This window comes from Streptomyces sp. RLA131 (assembly GCF_056270125.1).
On sequence record NZ_JBWDOQ010000002.1, the window covers coordinates 6,703,899 to 6,717,446 of the forward strand.

General features: G+C 73.1%; 13 protein-coding genes. 9 read left to right on the forward strand and 4 right to left on the reverse strand.

All coding sequences use genetic code 11. The features are described 5' to 3' along the window. Nucleotides 1-21: 21 nt before the first annotated feature. Together RWE79_RS31255 and RWE79_RS31260 are read left to right on the forward strand one after the other, a co-directional pair. Nucleotides 22-864 carry a nitrilase-related carbon-nitrogen hydrolase gene (locus RWE79_RS31255; RefSeq protein WP_475943434.1) on the forward strand — a complete coding sequence of 281 codons (843 nt, stop codon included), beginning with the start codon at nt 22-24 and terminating at the stop codon, nt 862-864. 79 nt (nt 865-943) lie between these two features. Then, a complete protein-coding gene (locus RWE79_RS31260) occupies nt 944-2,263 on the forward strand; it encodes an aspartate aminotransferase family protein (RefSeq protein ID WP_475943435.1) in 1,320 nt (439 codons plus the stop codon). A 16-nt stretch (nt 2,264-2,279) separates the two neighbouring features. Here the strand turns inward: RWE79_RS31260 and RWE79_RS31265 are convergent, their stop codons facing one another. Continuing rightward, on the reverse strand, nt 2,280-2,663 hold the full coding sequence (locus tag RWE79_RS31265; RefSeq protein WP_475943436.1) for a VOC family protein: 384 nt from the start codon (nt 2,661-2,663) through the stop codon (nt 2,280-2,282). Between the two features lie 229 nt (nt 2,664-2,892). Between RWE79_RS31265 and hydA the strand changes: the two genes are divergently transcribed. The 6 genes from hydA (at nt 2,893) to RWE79_RS31295 (ending at nt 10,564) form a co-directional block, all read left to right on the forward strand. Then, nucleotides 2,893-4,299, forward strand: coding sequence for a dihydropyrimidinase (gene hydA / locus RWE79_RS31270; RefSeq protein WP_475943437.1), 1,407 nt, complete (start codon nt 2,893-2,895; stop codon nt 4,297-4,299). 11 nt (nt 4,300-4,310) lie between these two features. Continuing rightward, a complete protein-coding gene (locus RWE79_RS31275) occupies nt 4,311-5,336 on the forward strand; it encodes a TIGR03842 family LLM class F420-dependent oxidoreductase (RefSeq protein WP_475943438.1) in 1,026 nt (341 codons plus the stop codon). An 88-nt stretch (nt 5,337-5,424) separates the two neighbouring features. Continuing rightward, the gene (locus tag RWE79_RS31280; protein WP_475943439.1) at nt 5,425-6,267 is read left to right on the forward strand and encodes an inositol monophosphatase family protein; all 843 of its coding nucleotides are present in this window, start codon (nt 5,425-5,427) and stop codon (nt 6,265-6,267) included. Beyond that, nucleotides 6,264-7,682, forward strand: a complete 1,419-nt coding sequence (locus tag RWE79_RS31285) for a phytoene desaturase family protein (protein ID WP_475943440.1) — start codon at nt 6,264-6,266, stop codon at nt 7,680-7,682. The genes RWE79_RS31280 and RWE79_RS31285 overlap by 4 nt, the downstream gene beginning before the upstream one ends. Nucleotides 7,683-7,796: 114 nt before the next feature. Then, nucleotides 7,797-9,524, forward strand: coding sequence for an RNA polymerase sigma factor (locus tag RWE79_RS31290; RefSeq protein WP_475946203.1), 1,728 nt, complete (start codon nt 7,797-7,799; stop codon nt 9,522-9,524). 56 nt (nt 9,525-9,580) lie between these two features. Next, nucleotides 9,581-10,564: an aldo/keto reductase gene (locus RWE79_RS31295; RefSeq protein ID WP_475943441.1), complete on the forward strand. Its 984-nt coding sequence runs from the start codon at nt 9,581-9,583 to the stop codon at nt 10,562-10,564. A 1-nt stretch (nt 10,565) separates the two neighbouring features. Here the strand turns inward: RWE79_RS31295 and RWE79_RS31300 are convergent, their stop codons facing one another. Continuing rightward, nucleotides 10,566-11,315, reverse strand: coding sequence for an SIR2 family NAD-dependent protein deacylase (locus RWE79_RS31300; protein ID WP_475943442.1), 750 nt, complete (start codon nt 11,313-11,315; stop codon nt 10,566-10,568). 53 nt (nt 11,316-11,368) lie between these two features. Here RWE79_RS31300 and RWE79_RS31305 point away from each other — a divergent pair, with 53 nt between their 5' ends. After that, the gene (locus RWE79_RS31305) at nt 11,369-11,974 is read left to right on the forward strand and encodes a TIGR03086 family metal-binding protein (RefSeq protein WP_475943443.1); all 606 of its coding nucleotides are present in this window, start codon (nt 11,369-11,371) and stop codon (nt 11,972-11,974) included. Here the strand turns inward: RWE79_RS31305 and RWE79_RS31310 are convergent. Together RWE79_RS31310 and RWE79_RS31315 are read right to left on the reverse strand one after the other, a co-directional pair. Then, nucleotides 11,964-12,740 (reverse strand): nucleotidyltransferase domain-containing protein, encoded by a 777-nt coding sequence (locus RWE79_RS31310; protein ID WP_475946205.1) that lies wholly within the window; start codon nt 12,738-12,740, stop codon nt 11,964-11,966. The genes RWE79_RS31305 and RWE79_RS31310 overlap by 11 nt on opposite strands. A gap of 127 nt (nt 12,741-12,867) precedes the next feature. Further along, nucleotides 12,868-13,524, reverse strand: coding sequence for a TetR/AcrR family transcriptional regulator (locus RWE79_RS31315; RefSeq protein WP_475943444.1), 657 nt, complete (start codon nt 13,522-13,524; stop codon nt 12,868-12,870). Nucleotides 13,525-13,548 lie beyond the last annotated feature (24 nt).

Below are 13,548 nucleotides of genomic sequence, written 5' to 3' on the forward strand. Positions count from 1 at the left end.
ACGTGCGTAGAGGAGCTGGTCATGCCCAACGTCGTACGCGCCGCGCTCGTCCAGGCCACCTGGACCGGCGACACGGAGTCGATGATCGCCAAGCATGAGGAACACGCCCGCGCCGCCGCCGCGCAGGGCGCCAAGGTGATCGGCTTTCAGGAAGTCTTCAACGCACCCTACTTCTGCCAGGTGCAGGAGGCCGAGCACTACGGATGGGCCGAGCCCGTCCCCGACGGCCCCACCGTAGGCCGGATGCGGGCCCTCGCGCGCGAGACCGGCATGGTGATCGTCGCCCCCGTCTACGAGATCGAGCAGGACGGCTTCTACTACAACACCGCCGCCGTCATCGACGCGGACGGCTCCTACCTCGGCAAGTACCGCAAGCACCACATCCCGCAGGTCCACGGCTTCTGGGAGAAGTTCTACTTCCGCCCCGGGAACCTGGGCTGGCCGGTCTTCGACACCGCCGTCGGCAAGGTCGGCGTCTACATCTGCTACGACCGCCACTTCCCCGAGGGCTGGCGCGCCCTGGGCCTGGCCGGCGCCCAGCTGGTCTTCAACCCCTCCGCCACCCACCGCGGTCTGTCCTCGTACCTGTGGCAGCTGGAGCAGCCCGCCGCCGCCGTCGCCAACGAGTACTTCATCGCCGCCATCAACCGCGTCGGGGTGGAGGAGTACGGCGACAACGACTTCTACGGGACCTCGTACTTCGTGGATCCGCGCGGCCGGATCGTCGGCGGGACGGCCTCCGGCAAGGAGGAGGAACTCGTCGTCCGCGACCTCGACTTCGACACGATCAGCGAGGTCCGCCGGCAGTGGGCCTTCTACCGCGACCGCCGCCCCGACGCCTACGGTCCGCTGACGGAGGCATAGCCCGTCCCGCCGCCGCGCCCCGCTCTCCGGAGCCGCGCCGCACAGCCGCCGACCGACCATCCCCAGCGAAGGAACGATCATGGGCACCGTGACGGAAAACAGCCACCGCGCGCTCCACGCCCGCCACCGGGCCGTCCTTCCCGACTGGCTCGCCACCTACTACCGCGAGCCCATCGAGATCACCCGCGGCGAGGGCCGTCACGTCTGGGATGCCGAGGGCCGCCGGTACCTGGACTTCTTCGGCGGCATCCTCACCACCATGACCGCCCACGCGCTGCCCGAGGTGACCGCGGCCGTCACCGAGCAGGCCGGCCGGATCCTGCACACCTCGACCCTCTACCTCAGCCGTCAGGCCGTCGACCTCGCCGAGCGCGTCGCCCAGCTGTCCGGCATCCCCGACGCCCGGGTCTTCTTCACCACCTCCGGTACCGAGGCCAACGACACCGCGCTGCTGCTGGCCACCACCTACCGCGGGTCCAACCAGATCCTCGCCCTGCGCAACAGCTACCACGGCCGTTCCTTCACCGCGATCGGCATCACCGGCAACACCGCGTGGTCCCCGACCAGCCTCTCCCCGCTCCAGACGCTCTACGTCCACGGCGGCGTGCGCGGCGAGGGCCCCTTCGCGCACCTGAGCGACGCCGGGTTCACCGCCGCCTGCGTGGCCGATCTGGAGGACCTCCTCGGCCAGGCCAACGGTCAGGTCGCCGCCCTGATCGCCGAACCCGTCCAGGGCGTCGGCGGCTTCACCTCCGGCCCGGACGGGCTGCTGGCCGCCTTCAAGCAGGTCCTCGACCGGCACGGCATCCTGTGGATCACCGACGAGGTGCAGACCGGCTGGGGCCGCACCGGCGAGCACTTCTGGGGCTGGCAGGCCCACGCCCGGTCCGGGCCGCCCGACATCCTCACCTTCGCCAAGGGCATCGGCAACGGCCTCAGCATGGGCGGTGTCGTCGCCCGCGCCGAGGTCATGAACTGCCTCACCGCCAACTCGATCTCCACCTTCGGCGGCAGCCCCGTCACCACCGCCGGCGCCCTGGCCAACCTCAAGTACCTGCTCGACCACGATCTCCAGGGCAACGCACGCCGGGTCGGCGGACTGCTCAGGTCCCGGCTCGAAGCGATCGTCGCGGGCAACCCGGCCGTCCGCGAGGTGCGCGGCCGGGGCCTGATGCTCGGCGTCCAGCTCGCCGACGCCCCCACCGCCGGCCTGGTGCTGGAAGCGGCCCGGGAGAACGGCCTCCTCATCGGCAGGGGCGGCCGCGCCGGCGACGTCCTGCGCATCGCGCCACCGCTGTCCCTGACGGTCAGCGAGGCCGAGGAGGGCGCCGCGATCCTCGGCACCGCCCTTGAGCAGGCCCGGCAGCAGCCGTCGGCCGTCGGCCACGCGACCCGGTGACGTCGGCGGCCACGCACTAGCCGCCGTACGGCCGGGTGATGATCTCCAGATAGTGGCCGGACGGATCCAGGAAGTACACGCCCCTGCCGCCGTCGTTGTGGTTGATCTGGCCGGGGAGCCTGCGGGCCGGGTCGGCCCAGTACGGGACCCCGGCCCGCTGGATCCGTTCGAATCCCGCGTCGAACTCCTTCTCGGAGACGAGGAACGCGTAATGCTGCGGAGTGATCGCCTCGTCAGGACCGGCGGTCGCGAAGTCCAGGGTCACGCCGTTGTCGGTCCGTACGGGAAGGAACGGACCCCAGGCGGTGCCGACCTCCAGGCCGAGGACGCCGGCCAGGAACTCGGCGGCGGTCTGCCGGTCGCGGGACTGGACGATGGTGTGGTTCAGGCTGACTGACACGGTGGAATGCCTCCAACGGGCATCTCACGGACACCTCCATGCCTCACCCGGACGGTGACCGACACGCGACGCCGTACGGCGATCCTAACCGGGGTTCCGGGCGGGGCCGGGGCGTATCGTGAGGGGACGGTCACCCTGCGCCATCGGGGAAGCGTGATCGTCTCCACCGTTCAGCCGCACGGCTGTTGCCACCAGCCGGAGGCCACGTGCGCAGCAAGGAGGCCGGAGTATGAGCCGCACCGTCGTCCGTGGCGGACTGGTCGTGACCGCCGCGGAGGAGATCCACGCCGATGTCCTTGCCGAGGGAGGCCGGGTCGTCGCCCTGGCCTCGCACGACAGCGAGTTCGCGCGGAGCTGGGTGACCTCCGCCGACCGGGTCGTGGAGGCGGCCGGGAAGTACGTCATCCCGGGCGGTGTGGACGCGCACACCCACATGGAGCTGCCGTTCGGCGGCACCGCCGCCTCCGACACCTTCGAGACCGGCACCCGCGCGGCGGCCTGGGGCGGTACGACGACCATCGTGGACTTCGCCGTCCAGTCGGTCGGCGAGTCGCTGCGCGGAGGCCTGGACGCCTGGCACGCCAAGGCGGACGCCCAGTGCGCGATCGACTACGGCTTCCACATGATCCTGGCCGACGTCAACCAGGAGACCCTCAAGGAGATGGACGTCCTCGTCGAGGAAGGCGTCACCTCCTTCAAGCTGTTCATGGCCTATCCGGGGGTCTTCTACAGCGACGACGGCAAGATCCTGCGGGCCATGCAGCGCGGCGCCGCCAACGGCGGGCTGATCATGATGCACGCCGAGAACGGCATCGCCATCGACGTCCTGGTCGAACAGGCGCTGGCGGCCGGCCACACGGACCCCCGCTACCACGGCGAGGTGCGCCGGGAGCTGCTGGAGGCCGAGGCCACCCACCGCGCGATCAAGCTGGCCCAGGTCGCCGGCTCCCCGCTGTACGTCGTCCATGTCTCCGCCCGGCAGGCGCTGGAGGAACTCGCCGCCGCCCGGGACCAGGGGCTGAACGTCTTCGGTGAGACGTGCCCGCAGTATCTGTTCCTGTCCACGGACAATCTGGCCGAGCCGGACTTCGAGGGTGCCAAGTACGTGTGCTCGACGCCGCTGCGGCCCCGGGAGCACCAGGCCGAGCTGTGGAAGGGCCTGCGCACCAACGATCTGCAGGTGGTCTCCACCGATCACTGTCCGTTCTGCTTCTCCGGTCAGAAGGAGCTGGGCCGGGGTGACTTCTCCAGGATCCCCAACGGTCTGCCGGGGGTGGAGAACCGGATGGACCTGCTGCACCAGGCGGTCGTCGACGGTCGCATCTCGCGGCGCCGCTGGATCGAGATCGCCTGCGCCGCCCCGGCCCGGATGTTCGGCCTGTACCCGCGCAAGGGCACCATCGCGCCGGGCGCCGACGCCGACATCGTCGTCTACGACCCCCACGCCGAGCAGGTCATCTCCGCCGAGACCCACCACATGAACGTCGACTACTCGGCCTACGAGGGCAAGCGCGTCACCGGCCGGGTCGAGACGGTGCTGTCGCGCGGCGAGCCGGTGATCTCGGACCGGACGTACGTGGGCCGTGCCGGGCACGGCCGTTACACCCCGCGCGGTACCTGTCAGTACCTCATCTAGGAGCAGCGTCAATGGACTTCGGACTCGTACTCCAGGCCGATCCGCCGGCCTCCGAGGTGGTCGCCCTGATGAGGCGCGCTGAGGGCCAGGGCTTCACCCACGGCTGGACGTTCGACTCGGCGGTGCTGTGGCAGGAGCCGTTCGTCATCTACAGCCAGATCCTGTCCGGCACCGAGCGGATGATCGTCGGCCCGATGGTCACCAACCCGGGCACCCGCACCTGGGAGGTCACCGCCTCCACCTTCGCGACGCTCAACGAGATGTTCGGCAACCGCACCATCTGCGGCATCGGCCGCGGCGACTCCGCGATGCGGGTGGCCGGCCGGGCGCCCAACACCCTGGCCCGTATCGAGCAGGCCATGCACGTCATCCGGGAACTCGCCGAGGGCCGCGAGGCCGACCTCTCGGGCTGCGGCGGTACCACGATCCGGATCCCGTGGATCAGGAACGGCAGGCTGCCGGTGTGGATGGCGGCGTACGGGCCCAAGGCGCTGGCGCTGACCGGCGCGAAGGCCGACGGGTTCATCCTCCAGCTCGCCGACGTCCATCTGACGGAGTGGATGGTCAAGGCGGTCAAGGACGCGGCGGTGGCGGCCGGCCGCGACCCCGCCGACGTCAGGATCTGCGTCGCCGCCCCGGCCTATGTCACCGAGGACGGCTCACCCGGGGCGCTGGCCCACGCGCGCGAGCAGTGCCGCTGGTTCGGCGGCATGGTCGGCAACCATGTCGTGGACCTGGTCGCCCGGTACGGGAAGCACTCCGCGGCCATCCCCGACGAACTGACGGACTACATCGCGTCCCGCCAGGGGTACGACTACTCGCACCACGGCCGCAGCCGGCACCCGGACGCCGCCTTCGTGCCCGACGAGATCGTGGACCGCTTCTGCCTGATCGGCACCGCGCAGCAGCACATCGACAAGCTCAACGCCCTCAAGGCACTGGGCGTCGACCAGTTCGCCCTCTACAACATGCAGGACGCCAAGGAGTCGACCATCGACACCTACGGCACGACGGTCATCCCGGCCGTCAACGGCTGAACACCGCCCCCGGCTCCGCCCCCTGCTTCGTCCGCCCGGACCCCGCAGAGGGACGGCACGACCGCCGTCGATCTGATCTGATGTACACGTGATCGATGACGCACTGCTCAAGGCCGTGGAAGACCGGATCCGGGCCGTCGCCGCGGCCGAGATCCTGCCGAGGTGGCGGCAGCTGACAGCCTCCGACATCAGCACCAAGTCGGGACCGGGGGACCTGGTCACCGTCGCCGACCGGGAGGCGGAGGCCCGGCTGACCGAGGAGCTGACGGCGCTGCTGCCGGGGTCCGTGGTGGTCGGCGAGGAGGCCGTGCACGCGGACCCGGCGGTGCTGGACCGCATCGGGGACCCGGCGCCGGTGTGGATCGTGGACCCGGTGGACGGCACCGCCAACTTCGTGGCGGGACGCGAGGAGTTCGCGACGCTGGTCGCGCTCGCCCAGGACGGCGAGCTGCTCGGGTCGTGGACGTACGTACCCCAGCTGGGCCTGATGGCCACCGCGCGGCCCGGCCGGGGCGCGTGGCTGGGCGGCGAACGGATCCGCACCGCCGGCCGGGGGGAGCTTCTGCGGGTGGCGACCTCGCAGTTCGCGTACCTGGACGAGCAGGAGCGGCGCAGGTTCGAGGGGCTGGGGACCGAAGGGGTGTACGCACGGCAGTGCACCTGCGCGGGACTGGACTACCTGGAGGTCGCGCGGGGCGGAATCGACGCGGTGGCCTTCACCTGGGAGCTGCCGTGGGACCATGCCGCGGGGGTGCTGCTGGTGACGGAGGCGGGCGGGGCGAGCCTGACGGCGGCCGGTGAGCCGTTCCGGATCGGCGGGGGCAACGCCTTCCCGTTCTCGGTCGCACGGGACGCGGAGACGGCCCGGCGGGTCGTGGAACTGGTCGGGGCGACGGGACCGAGGCGAGCGACGGGGGAGCAGGAACGATGAGCAGGGCACACGTACGGGACGCGATCGTCGTCGGATCCGGCCCCAACGGGCTGACCGCGGCGATCGAACTGGCCCGCGCCGGACTGTCGGTGGAGGTCTACGAGGCCGCGGACGGCATCGGCGGCGGCGCCCGCACCGAGGAGCTGACGCTGCCCGGCTTCCGCCACGACCCGTGCTCGGCGGCCCACCCCTTCGGCGCCGGGTCACCCGCCTTCGACGCGATGCCGCTCGCCCGCCACGGACTGGCGTGGGTGCACGCCGAGCTGCCCATGGCCCACCCCTTCGACGACGGCACCGCCGCCGTGCTGGCCCGTACCGTCGGCGAGACCGCGGCCTCCCTCGGGGCCCGTGACGCGGGCGCGTACCGGCGGCTCATGGCGCCCTACACCGGCCGCTGGGCCACTCTCGCGGCGGACTTCCTGCGCCCGCAGTGGCTCGGTCTGCCCCGTGACCCGGTGCGCTTCGCCCGCTTCGGCCTGACCGGCCTGCCGCCGGTCTCCTTCCTCGCCCGCCGCTTCCAGGGCGTCCGGGCGCGCGGACTGCTCGCCGGCATGGCCGGGCACGCCGTCGCCCCGCTCACCTCGCCGCTCACCGGTGCCATGGCGATGATGTTCGCCCTCGCCGGCCACGAACGCGGCTGGCCGGTGGCGCGCGGCGGCTCCCAGGCCATCTCCGACGCGCTGGCCGGCTACCTCGACCAGCTCGGCGGCACCATCCGCACGGGCTTCCTGGTGCGCAAGCTCGACGAGCTGCCGCCGGCCCGCGCGTATGTCTTCGACACCTCGCCGACCGCGCTGGCCAGGATCGCCGGCCTCGGCGACGCCTACGCGGGCTACCGCTACGGCCCCTCCGTCTTCAAGGTCGACTACGCCCTCGACGGCCCCGTGCCCTGGACCGCCCCCGACGCGCGCCGCGCCGGCACCGTCCACATCGGGCCCACCTTCGGGGAGATCGGCGAGGCCCTGAACCGGGCGATCGGCGGGCAGCCGCCCCGTACGCCGTTCCTCATCACCACCCAGCCCACCGTCGCCGACCCCACCCGGGCCCCGGCGGGCAAGCATGTCTTCTGGGCGTACGCCCATGTCCCCAACGGCTGGGACGGCGACGCCCTCGACGTCGTCGAGCGCCAGATCGAACGCTTCGCCCCGGGCTTCCGCGACCTCGTCCTGGCCCGCGCCGTCAGCGGCCCGCCGCAGCTCGCCGCCCGCAATGCCAACTACGTCGGCGGCGACACCGCCTGCGGCGCCTTCACCGGCCTGCAGACCGCCTTCCGCCCCAAGCTGCGCCTCATCCCCTACACCACCTCCCGCCCCGACGTCTTCCTCTGCTCCTCCGCCACCCCGCCCGGCCCCGGCGTCCACGGCATGTCGGGTCACCACGCGGCCCGGGCGGTCCTGCGGTCGCTGCGGCGCTGAGAGCCGGGGTCCGACGCCCCGACGACCCGATGCCGCGATTAGTGTTATCGGCCCGGGTCCGTGTACGTCTCCCGTACGGGGCCCGAAGCCGGACCGTGGTGCGGAGTGCGTGTGGTGGAGATACGGCAGTGGAGCGACCAGGTCGCGGCGGCGCAGGCCGGGGACCAGCGCGCGCTGGACGCGCTGATAGCGCGGTACCTGCCGTTGGTCTACAACATCGTGGGCCGGGCGCTCGACGGCCATCCGGACGTCGACGACGTCGTGCAGGAGACGATGCTCCGCGCGGTCGACGGGCTGGACGGCCTGCGCGATCCGGACAGCTTCCGCTCCTGGCTGGTGGCGATCGCGATGCGGCAGATCCGCGACCGGTCCCGGGTCCGGCAGCGCACCCCTGTCGCCGTCCTCGACGAGGAACGGGACCACGCGGACCCGGGGGCGGACTTCGTGGACCTCACGATCCTGCGGCTGAACCTCGAAGGGCAGCGGCAGGAGGTCGCGGAGGCGACCCGCTGGCTGGACGGGGACGACCGGCGGCTGCTGTCGCTGTGGTGGCTGGAGGTCGCGGGGGAGCTGACCCGGCGCGAGCTGGCGACGGCACTGGAGCTGACACCGCAGCACGCGGCCGTACGCGTCCAGCGGCTCAAGGCGCAGCTGGAGGCGGCCCGTTCGATCGTACGGGCGCTGGGCACCGTACCGCGCTGCTACGAGCTGGGTTCGGTCGCACTGGAGTGGGACGGGCGGCCCTCGCCGCTGTGGCGCAAGCGGCTGGCGCGGCACACCCGGGCGTGCCCGGCCTGCGGGGGCACCCGGCCGGACCTGGTGCCGGCGGAGCGGCTGCTGGTGGGGCTGGCGCTGGTGCCGCTGCCGGTGGGGCTGGCGGTCGCGTGGCAGCTGCTGCCGGGCGCGGCGACAGCGGGCGCCGCGACGGCGGGCGCCGCGACGGCGGGCGCGGCGACGGCGGGCGCGGCGGGCGCGGCGGGCGCGGGTTTCGCCCAGTCGGCCTGGCAGCTCCTGCTCAAGCCCGCCGTCGCCGTGACGGCGGGGGTCACCCTGGCCGCGGGCGGCGCGGTCGTGGCGTACCGGGCCTCGCACGGTTCGGGCGCGGCCCTGCCCCGGGCCGCCGCCGCGCCCTCCGCCGCCGTCCGCGCTCCGGCGCCCGCCCGGACCACCGCACAGGCCTCGCCGACGCCCTCGAAGACGCCGGAACCGTCCCCGTCCCCGTCCCGGTCGGCGACGCGGCCGGCCGGCCCGGTCTACGGCAGCGTCGTGGACGTGGCCGACCCGCCGCCGGCCAAGGACACCGTCCCGGGCGCGCTGCCGAAGCGGCCGGAGTCCACGCTGACCAGCTCGTACGGCGGCAAGGCCGTCATGCAGTGGGCCGGCAACGCCGTCACCCTCAAGGGCCGCGGCTACTTCCGGGTCCGCTGGCAGCTCGGCACCACGCGCCGGAACCTGCTGGTCATGCCGACCTGGACCGGTCTGCGGGGCACCCTGTTCCATGTCGCCTCCGGCGGCGGCCGGCGCATGGACGAACACCCGGTCTGGCCCGGCTTCACCCTGCCCTCCGGCGCCCAGCAGATGTGGCAGAACGAGTACTACTACGTCGACGGCGAGGTCACCCTCCACCAGAACGAGAGCGGCGCCGCCGACTACGGCCTCGTCGTCGAGCTGTCCTCCTGGGCCGCCGTCACCGCCGACGTCACCGCCGGGCCGCCCGCCGGCGTGACCCGCTACGGCCTGGTCCGCGACACCGGCGGCGCCGACGCCCCCGTACCGCAGTACGTCACCCGGTCCTCGCCCGCCGACCAGAGCCGGGTGCCGCAGCGCTCGCGGGTGAAGTAGGCGGGCGCGCCCGAGCCGGGTCGGAGCGCGAGGGGCCCCGGCCGTAATCTCGCCCCATGGAACAGCGTGTATTGGGCAGGACGGGCCGCCAGGTGTCCGTCGTCGGACTTGGCACCTGGCAGCTGGGCGCCGACTGGGGCGAGGTGCGCGAGGAGGACGCCCTCGCCGTCCTCGACGCGGCGGTCGAGGAGGGTGTCACCTTCTTCGACACCGCCGATGTGTACGGGGACGGCCGCAGCGAGCAGCTGATCGGCCGCTATCTGCGGGAGCGGCCGGACGCCGGGGTCTTTGTCGCGACCAAGATGGGCCGCCGCCAGGACCAGGTCCCGGAGAACTACGTCCTGGACAACTTCCGTGCCTGGAACGACCGTTCACGCCGGAATCTGGGTGTGGACACCCTGGACCTGGTCCAGCTGCACTGCCCGCCCACCCCCGTCTACTCCTCCGACGCCGTCTACGACGCCCTGGACACCCTGGTGGAGGAGCAGCGGATCGCCGCGTACGGGGTGAGCGTCGAGACCTGCGACGAGGCGCTCACGGCCATCGCCCGCCCCGGCACGGCCAGTGTGCAGATCATCCTCAACCCGTTCCGGCTCAAGCCCCTGGAAGCGGTGCTGCCGGCGGCCGCGAAGGCCGGTGTCGGGATCATCGCCCGGGTGCCGCTGGCCTCCGGGCTGCTGTCCGGCAAGTACACCGAGGACACCGTCTTCGGCAAGGACGACCACCGCAGCTACAACCGCCACGGCGAGGCCTTCGACCAGGGCGAGACCTTCTCCGGCGTCGACTGGACGACGGGCCTCGAAGCCGCCGCCGAGTTCGCCGCGCTGGCCCCGCAGGGCGCGACCCCGGCCGGGACCGCGCTGCGCTGGGTCATCCAGCAGCCCGGCGTCAGCTCCGTCATCCCCGGCGCCCGCTCCGCCGCCCAGGCCCGCGCGAACGCCGGGGCGGCCGCGCTGCCCGCGCTGCCGCAGCCCACGCTGGACGCCGTACGGGACCTCTACGACCGTCGTATCCGGGCGCAGGTGCACGGCCGTTGGTGAGTCACCGGCCCGCTCCCGCCTCCTGGGCCATCGCGTCCAGGAGCGCGGGGAGCGCGCTGCCGATCGGCTCGCGCACGACCTCGTCGGCCACCGCGTCGTACGGGGTCGGCTCGGCGTTGACGATCACCAGCCGCGCCCCGTGCTCGGCGGCGATACCGGCCAGCGACGCCGCGGGCCGCACCTGAAGGCTGGTGCCCACCGCGATGAAGACCTCGCAGCCCTTGGCGACGGCCAGCGCGTTCCCCAGCACCACCGGGTCCAGCGACTGCCCGAACATCACCGTGGCGGACTTCAGGATCCCGTCGCACTCCCGGCACGGCGGATCGTCCTCACCGGCCCGGACCCGCTCCAGCGCCTCCTCCATCCCGGACCGCCGGTGGCACCGGGTGCACACCACCTCCCGGGCCGTGCCGTGCAGTTCCAGCACCTTGCGCGGCGGCAGTCCCGCCTTCTGGTGCAGCCCGTCCACGTTCTGCGTCAGCACCCGCACCGGCACCCCGGCCCGCTCCAGCCGCACCACCGCCAGATGCGCGGCGTTCGGCTCGGCCCGCAGGGTCGTGCTGTCCCGCCGCATCAGCCATGCCCGGCGCCTGATCCCCGGATCCGCCATGTAGTGGTCGTACGTGACCAGCTTCTCGGCCTCCGGGTCGCGGCGCCACAGGCCGTTCGGCCCACGGTAGTCCGGGATGCCGGAGTCCGTCGAGATGCCCGCGCCGCTGAGGACGGCGACGAGCGGCTTGTGGTTGCCCATGTGGCGAGGGTAATCCGGAAGCCGCCGCCGGTGCCTCCCGTTAACGTCGGACCATGACGGACATCAGGGCAACGCACCGACGGGCGTTACGCACCGTCCAGAACCTGGTCGGGAAGGCCGGGACGGACCGGCTCGGCGCGCCGACGCCGTGCGCGGGTTGGGATCTCGCGCGGCTGCTGGCACATATGACCGGCCAGAACCACGGCTTCGCGGCATCTGCCCGCGGCGAAACCGGTGACCTGGGGATATGGGCCGACCGGCCGGTGGGGACGGAACCGGCGCGGGTATTCGGCGAGTCGGCGGACGAGGTGCTGGCCGCGTTCGCGGAAGAGGGTGTCCTGGAACGCCGGTTCTGGCTGCCGGAGATCCGCGACGGCAGGACGTTCCCGGCCGGGCAGGCCATCGGGTTCCACTTCGTGGACACCGTGGTCCACGGATGGGACGTGGCGCGGACCCTCGGCGTCGAGGCCGGGTTCGACGCCGATGTGCCGGCGGCGGTGCTGCCGATCGCCGGGGCCGTGCCCGGGGGAGACGCGCGGCTGGCCGAGGGGGCCGCGTTCCGGCCCTCGGTGACGGTGGAGGACGCGGCGGGAACGCTCGACCGGGTCGTCGCCGCGCTCGGACGGTCCCCGGACTGGGCGCCGCCCCCTACGGTGTGAGGACCGCGGTGACGTCCGTGACCAGCGCCGCCGCCGCTTCGACGGCCTCCGCGGGCTCACCGAGCCCGGACAGCACCGCCTCGGCGCGCTCCCGGAAGCTCTCCGGGGTGTCCGGGAGGGCGGCGGCCGCGGCCAGCGCGCCCTTCTCGTTGAGGCACCAGACACGGTGGTGGGCGTGCAGGGCCTGGGTGAGGACACCGACGGCCCGCGACAGGCACAGGGCGGCGTGCAGGATGTCACCGGCGGACTTGCGGGCGGCGGTCACGCAGAACCCGGCCTCCCAGACCGCCCCGGTGAGCGCGGCGCGCAGCGGCTCCGGATACACCCGGGTCTGCTCCCGCAGCGCCGTCAACTCCCCCGAGGGATCGGCCAGTACGTGACCGAGGGCGACCTCGCCCGGGTAGGCGGGCGACCAGAAGCCGAGCGGGTGGCCTGGCTGGATCCCCACCTCGTACCGCCCCTGACGGCACTCCTGCCACACCCGCTCGACGCGGTCGAGGTCGCGCAGGATCCAGTCGACGTGCGCGCCCCCGGCCACCAGCCAGGCCCCGCCGTTGACCCAGGGGCCCCAGCCGCCGGGCCCGGCGACCGTGACGGGGACGCCGGTGACGTCGGCGGCGAGGGCGGTGAGCGCGGGCAGGTCCGGCCCGCCCCGGTAGTACACCCCGAGGTCCCAGTCGGAGCCGGGGCGCTGGGTGCCGCGCGCCCGGCTGCCGCCGAGCATCACGCCGGTGACGCCGGGGACCCGGGCGAGGCGGCCGGCCATGGCGTGCACGGCGTGCTCGGCGTGCTCGGCGTGTGCGGGGTGTGCGGGGTGTGCGGCGTCGAAGGTGGTGGGCACCGGACGAGCGTAGACCGGGCCCGGACGGCCGGCCCAGCGGTTTACGGTCCCTCTACGGGCGGTCATCCCGCGGCTGGTCCTCCTGGTGGGCCACGGCCTCGATCAGGCGTTGCAGGTCCGCCAGGTCCGCCTCGAACTCGGCGTCCCAGTCGACCGGTTGGTCCAGCCACCGGGCCAGCTCGGCATGGGCGGGCAGGGCGCCCCCGGGGAGCTGCCCGCGGCGCCCCCGGGGGTCGAGGCGGCCGGGGCCGAACCGGCCGCCCGACTCGGAGGCGGCGAAGCCGATGATGAAGGTGCTCACCATCCGCTCCAGCCGGGGAACCTCGCGCGGCGGCACACCGGCGTCGAGCAGGGCCGCGTAGATCCCGTCGATCGTCCGGACGGCGTCCGGGGTGACGCCTGGGCGGGAGAAGAGCAGGGCCGCCGCCCAGGGGTGGCGCTGGCTCATGGCCCGTGAGGCGTACGCGAGGACGCGCATCCGCTCCCTCCAGCCGGCCGCCGCTGTCCAGGCCTCGTCCCGGGGGACGAGTGAGAGCAGCCGTCCGATCATGCCGTCGAGCAGCGCGTCCTTGCCGCCGATGTGCGGATACAGCGCCATCGGTGTGACGCCGACGCGGTCCGCGACGGCCCGCATGGACACAGCCTTGATGCCGCGCTCGTCGGCGATGGCGACTGCCGCGTCCAGAATCTCTTCCCGTCGTCCGCTCATGGCTCTACACTGTAGATCTATACG